6 protein-coding genes are annotated in these 6471 nt (G+C 41.3%); 4 read left to right on the forward strand and 2 right to left on the reverse strand.

Annotated elements, in window-relative coordinates; genetic code table 11:
- Positions 1–2541: 2541 nt before the first annotated feature.
- From GXO74_09480 to GXO74_09495, 4 genes are all read left to right on the forward strand, one after another.
- Positions 2542–2940 carry a two pore domain potassium channel family protein gene (locus GXO74_09480; protein ID NOZ61899.1) on the forward strand — a complete coding sequence of 133 codons (399 nt, stop codon included), beginning with the start codon at positions 2542–2544 and terminating at the stop codon, positions 2938–2940.
- Between the two features lie 199 nt (positions 2941–3139).
- Complete coding sequence (locus GXO74_09485; protein ID NOZ61900.1) at positions 3140–4306, forward strand: 4Fe-4S dicluster domain-containing protein; 1167 nt, start codon at positions 3140–3142, stop codon at positions 4304–4306.
- A gap of 115 nt (positions 4307–4421) precedes the next feature.
- On the forward strand, positions 4422–5000 hold the full coding sequence (locus GXO74_09490; protein NOZ61901.1) for a hypothetical protein: 579 nt from the start codon (positions 4422–4424) through the stop codon (positions 4998–5000).
- A 23-nt stretch (positions 5001–5023) separates the two neighbouring features.
- Positions 5024–5314, forward strand: a complete 291-nt coding sequence (locus GXO74_09495; protein NOZ61902.1) for a hypothetical protein — start codon at positions 5024–5026, stop codon at positions 5312–5314.
- Positions 5315–5413: 99 nt separating this feature from the next.
- On the opposite strand, the gene GXO74_09500 is transcribed toward GXO74_09495, so the two are convergent.
- Positions 5414–5659 (reverse strand): hypothetical protein, encoded by a 246-nt coding sequence (locus GXO74_09500; protein NOZ61903.1) that lies wholly within the window; start codon positions 5657–5659, stop codon positions 5414–5416.
- 81 nt (positions 5660–5740) lie between these two features.
- Positions 5741–6109 carry a hypothetical protein gene (locus GXO74_09505; protein ID NOZ61904.1) on the reverse strand — a complete coding sequence of 123 codons (369 nt, stop codon included), beginning with the start codon at positions 6107–6109 and terminating at the stop codon, positions 5741–5743.
- Positions 6110–6471 lie beyond the last annotated feature (362 nt).

The following is a 6471-nucleotide window of genomic DNA, read 5'->3' on the forward strand; positions in this document are numbered from 1 at the left end:
AGTTTTTCAAAACACAAAGGGCGCGAAGAATGTCCGGAGAATTAGAAATCGATAATCAAAAAGGCAGCGATTGATGCAAATTCCTCGTGCCTTTCGCAGTAGAGAAAACTATTCTCCAAGTGGCAAACAGCAGACGATCTCATAATGAACTTTGTGCTTTGCGTTTGGCAAATAAACTTGCAAAGGAAGATATTTAAATTGAGGAGAAAAACTCCGACAATGAAAAAATGGTATTCCGTTTTGCTCTTGCTCATCTTTCTTTTCTCATCTGCCACCAGCAGCTTTGCAGCCAGGATTAAATACTTCAAAAATTACCGCATAAATCTGCTGAATTTTTCTTTCATCGGCGTTGATTCTTTGTCTGAAAGCGAAGCTGAAAAGGCAATTTGCAATAAATTTGTTTACGACGACTCAGGCAGAATCACGCGAATCGAGGGTATGGCTTATGGGCTGATTTTCTCTGATACGGAGGAAAAAGTTGCAAAAATTATATTCTCATACTCGGATTCTCTGGTTACAAGAAAATTTTATGACAAAAACGATCAGCCCATGAGAAACAGAGATGGCGGTGTTTTTGGCGAAGAAATTCATTTCACAAAAAATGGCTACTACCGCCACTTCCTGGATAGCACAGGCCAGCGGACGACTAATTCCTTAAATATTTTTTTAATAATTTCCACGCTCGATGCCAGCAAAAAAATCATCGTCCAGCAATATTTTGATAAAGACAATCAGCCGATTAAAAACGAAAAGGGCGTTTACCAAACCTGGGTCAAATACAACGATAAAAATCAGCCCGTTGAAATCAGATTTCTCAATTCAGATGGCAAATTAATGCTCAATTATCAGGATTACGCAGTTATCGCTCTCAAATACGGGCAAACCGATATACCCATCGAAGAACGATATTTTGATACTGATGGAAAACCAGCGGCAAGTTTTCCGGCAGGGGTGGCATTCCTGAAACGAGTCGATAGAAAAGAAAAATATTTTGACGTCAGAGGTGAGCCAATAGAACTGATACGAGGAAGCCATTTTAAACCGCGAAGTCGCGGTGAAATAAATTATGATTTAATTATCAAACTTGACACGCGAGATTTGCTGTTGAACATCCTTTCCGAAACAGCTCGCATGTTGAGTTTCCTCCCGAAAGATGTGGTCATTGACAAAACCGCTCTCGCCGAGAAGGTGAGAGAATATAATCGACGCTGGCACACAAAACTTGATAGCCTGAAAAAAGCAGGAAAAATTTTCCGTCAGGGAAGAAAATTTTATCTTTTCACCAGTTACGGCAAAGAAATCGATTTAGCCAACGAAATCGCGCTACTCTCTGAGGAAGAAGTTCGACAGAAATTAAGAAAGTTTTTTCTGGTTTCCGATAAAAAGGGCTATGAGCAACTCGACGAATACGCGGATCCCGCTGCCAGAGCTTGCTACGGCGCTCTGAAAGTTGATGAGATAACTTTTTTTCAGTGGGAAGATGTGCTCTTTTGCGTGAATCCCTATTTCGAGCGACAGGGCGGCAGGAGTCGCAGCCTGCTTGAAAATATTGTTGTTGACTTTGAAAAAATCCCGATCACTGAAAAGATTAATCATGTCTTCTTCGAAAACGTCAATGTGAAAAATTATAATCCACGCACATATTTTTCCAATACAAAATATTATTTTTCCCAATGTATCGTGCAAACCGATCATCAGCGTCGCACGCTCAAGTTGTTACTCAAGCCCGAGCAAACAATGGCAGATCAGGTGCTCTTTTATAAATACCTGAAAACTACATTTCTGGGTTGTGAAATTGATAGTCTTACTTTGAATATGTGGAGCGGTGATTCCAGTTGGCCCCGTCGCGGCTATCCTTCGTTCATCCACCATTTTCATAAATGTAATGTCAAATCCGCTAAAATTTTTGCCGGCGCATATAAATTATCCGGCATCAAACCAATAGAAAATACGGTTAAATTTATCGACAGCGAAATTGATGAACTGCATATTGTCGGAGATTTCACGTCTCTGATGTTTGATAACACCAAAGTGAATAATTTTTACTCCAGCAATGTTAAGTCCATTGAAAAAAAGCTGGAATTCATTAATTCGTCTTTTGAATCGCCGCTGAATTTTCCTCATATTAAACTTTCTCCGTCAGCGACATTTCAGATGATCAATACCAGCTATCAGGGCTATATGAAATTCCCCTGGCAGCAATTGAAGGATAAAATTGTAATTGAAGTGAAAAAAGATCGTCTGAAAACTTACGGTAATCTTTACAATTTGCTGAAATCCAACTACAATGTTTTTTCCCTGATTAAGGACGCCGATGATTGCTATTTTTACTGGAAACAATTTGAAAGGAGAAATTTCTGGAATTTCTACTGGCGCGAGCCAAATACGCACTGGTATAATCCGCTTGACGTTGCCAGAGCCATTGGATTGATGATTTTTAATCATGTGAACTATTTCTCCTGCGGCTATGGGGTGAAGCCGCTATGGATTTTTCCTTTCACGCTTTTTATCGTCGGCTTTTTTGCGGTGATTTATTTTTTCATGCCCACGCGAATTTCCAATCTGGAGGAGCATCTAATCGCCAGAGACAAAGTCGCCAGCAAACTTCGCAAGCTGGAATTGAAGCAGATAAAAGAAATTTTTAAAGACGATGAATTTAATTTTAAAAAGAAAAAGCAGGATTTGATAGAGGACATCATCTCTTCTATCGGCACGGACGAACTCATGCAACGCTTGGGCTTGATGCCAAAATCGCGCTACAATTTTGATTTTTTCTGGTATTGTTTCTATTTTTCATTTTCCACTTTCACGACTATTGGCATCGGCGATTGGTATCCGTCTGGCAAATTGAACAAAGCACTGGTGATGATCGAAGGCGCTCTGGGTTGGTTGTGTTTGGGATTGTTCATTACGACTTATGCGAATATTTTGTTGAGGTAGATTTTTGTCTCCTCACAAAGACACAAAGAATTTTTATTGAAAATGCACGCGGATCCGGCTTCAGCGCATTATTCCGGAATTTTTTCTTTTTTATCCGCGTAAATCCGTGTCATCCGTGCGGAACGACCGCCATCTTTTTGGCGGTTTATCCGCGTGCTATTCCAGATTTTTACTTTTTCACAAACTCTGGAGACAATTTATGACTTCCGAACGCTATCAAAAACTCCGCCAACTGGCAAAATTGATGAATCAGCAAAACATCACCGGCATTCCGGTCACGAGACAATTGCTGGAATGTTTCGATGTGGTGATTACGCCTGAGGAAAATGATTTTCTGCTGAAAATGGGCAGAGAACGATTTACTTTTGAACAAGCTTTTGCTGGTGCAAATTTATCAAAAGAAGATTTCTCAAACTTCCTCACCGGAATGCTCAAAAAAGGTTTGCTGTGGAGTGAATACGATGATGATGGAACAGAATATTTCAAACTGGCGCCGATTTTAGTGGGCTGGTTTGAGATTTATCTTTCCGATGGTCAGAAGACCGAGCAGAAAAAGGAATTCGCGCGCAAAGTGGATGAACTGTTCAAATTCTGGGGGAAATTCAATCGCTTTCCGGCGCGGAATTTGTTGAATTTGCAAGTGGGAAAAGGCACGCCGCATAAGCAAATTTTTGCAGCCACTAAAACAGAAAAAAAGAAACCGGTCAAAGTTCAACTAAATCAAAAAGTGGAAGCTTCGGACACGCAAATTTATCCGGCGAAGAGCGTGTTCGAGTTGATCGAAAAATACGGCGATAAAAATGAGATCGCGGTTTTGCATTGCTTTTGTCGACAGTGGCACAAAATGGTGGACGAGCCTTGCGCTTTTGAGCATCCGGCGGAGTCGTGCATTGTCATCGGACAACGGAGCAAATACATCGTCAAATACGGCATTGGCAGATACATTTCCAAATCCGAGGTGCTGGAACTCATCGAGGTTTTGCAAAAGAAAGGCGCTGTGCACCAGGTTTTTCACGACCGCGAGGACATCAATTTACCGGAAATCGCGATTTGCAATTGCTGCTGGGACTGTTGCGGGATTCTCGGTTCGTACAATCGCGGTTTGCTGCCGCTGTTTGTGAAGGCGCATTATCTGGCAAAAATAGTGGACGTTGATCGTTGTACCGCCTGCGGTCTCTGTGTGAAGTTTTGTCCGGTGAACGCGCTGAAGCTCGAAAATGACAAAATCGTCCTCGATGCGAGCAAATGCATCGGCTGCGGTCAGTGTGAATTGAAATGCGCCAGAGGCGTGATGCGGCTTTTTCCTCTGGAAAGGGATGTGGCATTGCCGCTGGTAAAAAAGTCTGACGCGAGAATTCATGAATAAAATTAAAGGTTGAAATTCCTACTGATGAATCTCATGATGCCTCAGGCGTTAATGTGTCGGTGTTTTATCTGGCAACTCTCATAAATGAAAATAATCATTCCGGGGAGAAAATATTTTGACAAAAATTGACAGATTGCTGCTATTAATGAGTGTATTCTTTCTGATTTTCAGTTGCGCCAAAGATCGCGATGAGATGGAGTTCCGCGTCAAACCTGAGTTGCTGGCGGAGCGTTTCCGCAGCGAAACCCTTGGATTTTCTTTCTCGCCGCCGAAAGGCTGCCAGGAATTACCGGATTCTCAGACGGCGCCGCTGGCGGAACAGTTGAAAAGTCAAATTAACGCAGCGGAGAATATCGTTGTCGTGCCGATCAAATTTTTTGTGAATGAAGAAGATATGTTTATTTGCATTCTTTCGGAATTGATGAATTTTCATGCCAGTGAAGATGCAATTGAGAATTACCAGCAGATGATCCGAAAAACGGCGAAAAACGACAATATTCGGCAAACGCGTTATCGTTATCACAAATTTCAAATTTACCAGTCGCTGGTCATGAGCGATGAAATGGTGCAATTCAAATTATTCTTCCCGCGGAAAAATGAGATTAGCTTTCAGCTCGATTACGTCGTTCCCAAATCTAATTATGTAAAATACATGGAAGCCATCGAGTCGTCCATTGGATCAATTCAAAAATGAATCGCCGAAAGGAGGTGAAACGCATGAAAAAAGTTGTGGCATTGATTTTAATCGTCGGTTTGGTCATGATGATGGGTTGTGCGGCACATATACACAAAATTGGCGTTGGTGCTAAAAAAGGAATAACCGTACAGAAAAGACAATGGTATGCGTTATGGGGATTAGCGCCATTGAATGAAATAGACACCCGCGATATGGCTGGCGATGCCAAGGATTATGAAATAAAAACCGAGGCGTCAGCGGTGGACATTCTTCTCAACATTTTTACCGGCTATCTCACTATCACGTCTCGCACGGTTACCGTGACGAAATAGATTTGGGAAACAGGACGGCTCGATGGCATTCTTTTTGGGGCAACCCTTTCAAAGGGCTTAAACCTTTGAAAGGGTCAAGTGTCTTTAGCTGGTTCAATTTTATGCACCACAGCAATTTTTGTATTTTTTCCCACTGCCGCACGGACAGGGGGGATTACGACCAATTTTATTTGATTTGACTGGCTGCGCCGGATTTAGCATTTTTTCCAGATCCGAAATATCTTCCGGCTTGTCCGGCTCAAATCCGATGATGTAACGCCATCCGTGCTCTTCACATTTTTCAACAACATAATCCGCCGTTTTTTCTGTTCGCTTCCCAGTTTTGCCATGTTTTTCCCCTTTCATTTTTTCCTAATTTTATAGAAATTTGTGACGTTTTTGGAAAAATTGCAAGATTTTTTTCAATATATTTGAGAAGGTTCTAATTTAATTCACATGACACGTCTGGCACGATTCCGGATCAGGAAAGCCGATCTCGCTGTGCTTTTGTAAATGACAAGTCCCGCACGGCGGAACTTGGTGATGGCCTTTAGGCGCGCCATTGTTGCCGTGGCATTCGACGCAAGTGTACGGCGGATTTTTTTCGACGGTGAAATTGCTGTCTGGGTGCACTTTTTCCGGCTGGTGGCATTGCCAGCAATTTGGTTTCTGCCAACCGGGATGTGATGACGTGAGTTCCACGCTTTCTTCCGGTTCTGGCGGATCCGAAATTTTATCTTTGCAGCTAAAGATAATGATAAAAATCAAAAATGTGAAAAGTACGAGAGCGATGGTGTTCAATTTTTCTGTCTGCAAAATGGGAGTTTCTCCTCGTGTGATTTGTAGAGCAATACAAAAAATTTGCACGGCAAATTCAAGCGCAATTCATTATTATCTGAATGTCCCCCAAAATTTTGGAAATTTATAGATTAAAATAACTTTTTTTGCCGGAAAAAATGATTTCGAAAATTTATGATTCTCATTTTTTCATAATTAATTTAAAAACGTTCAACCCTTTCAGGGTTGCCTTTTCAAAATGAACTTCATTTCTCCTGCAAATGTTCAACATCTTTGATGTTGTTTTTATAAAAAACAGGTAGATAAATAAGAAAGACACTGAAAAGTGACCAGTAATTCTTTTTATCTCTGAATCCCGAAGGGATTCAACATTTTTAGAC

The organism is Calditrichota bacterium, assembly GCA_013152715.1.
Classification (GTDB): Bacteria; Zhuqueibacterota; Zhuqueibacteria; order Thermofontimicrobiales; family Thermofontimicrobiaceae; genus 4484-87.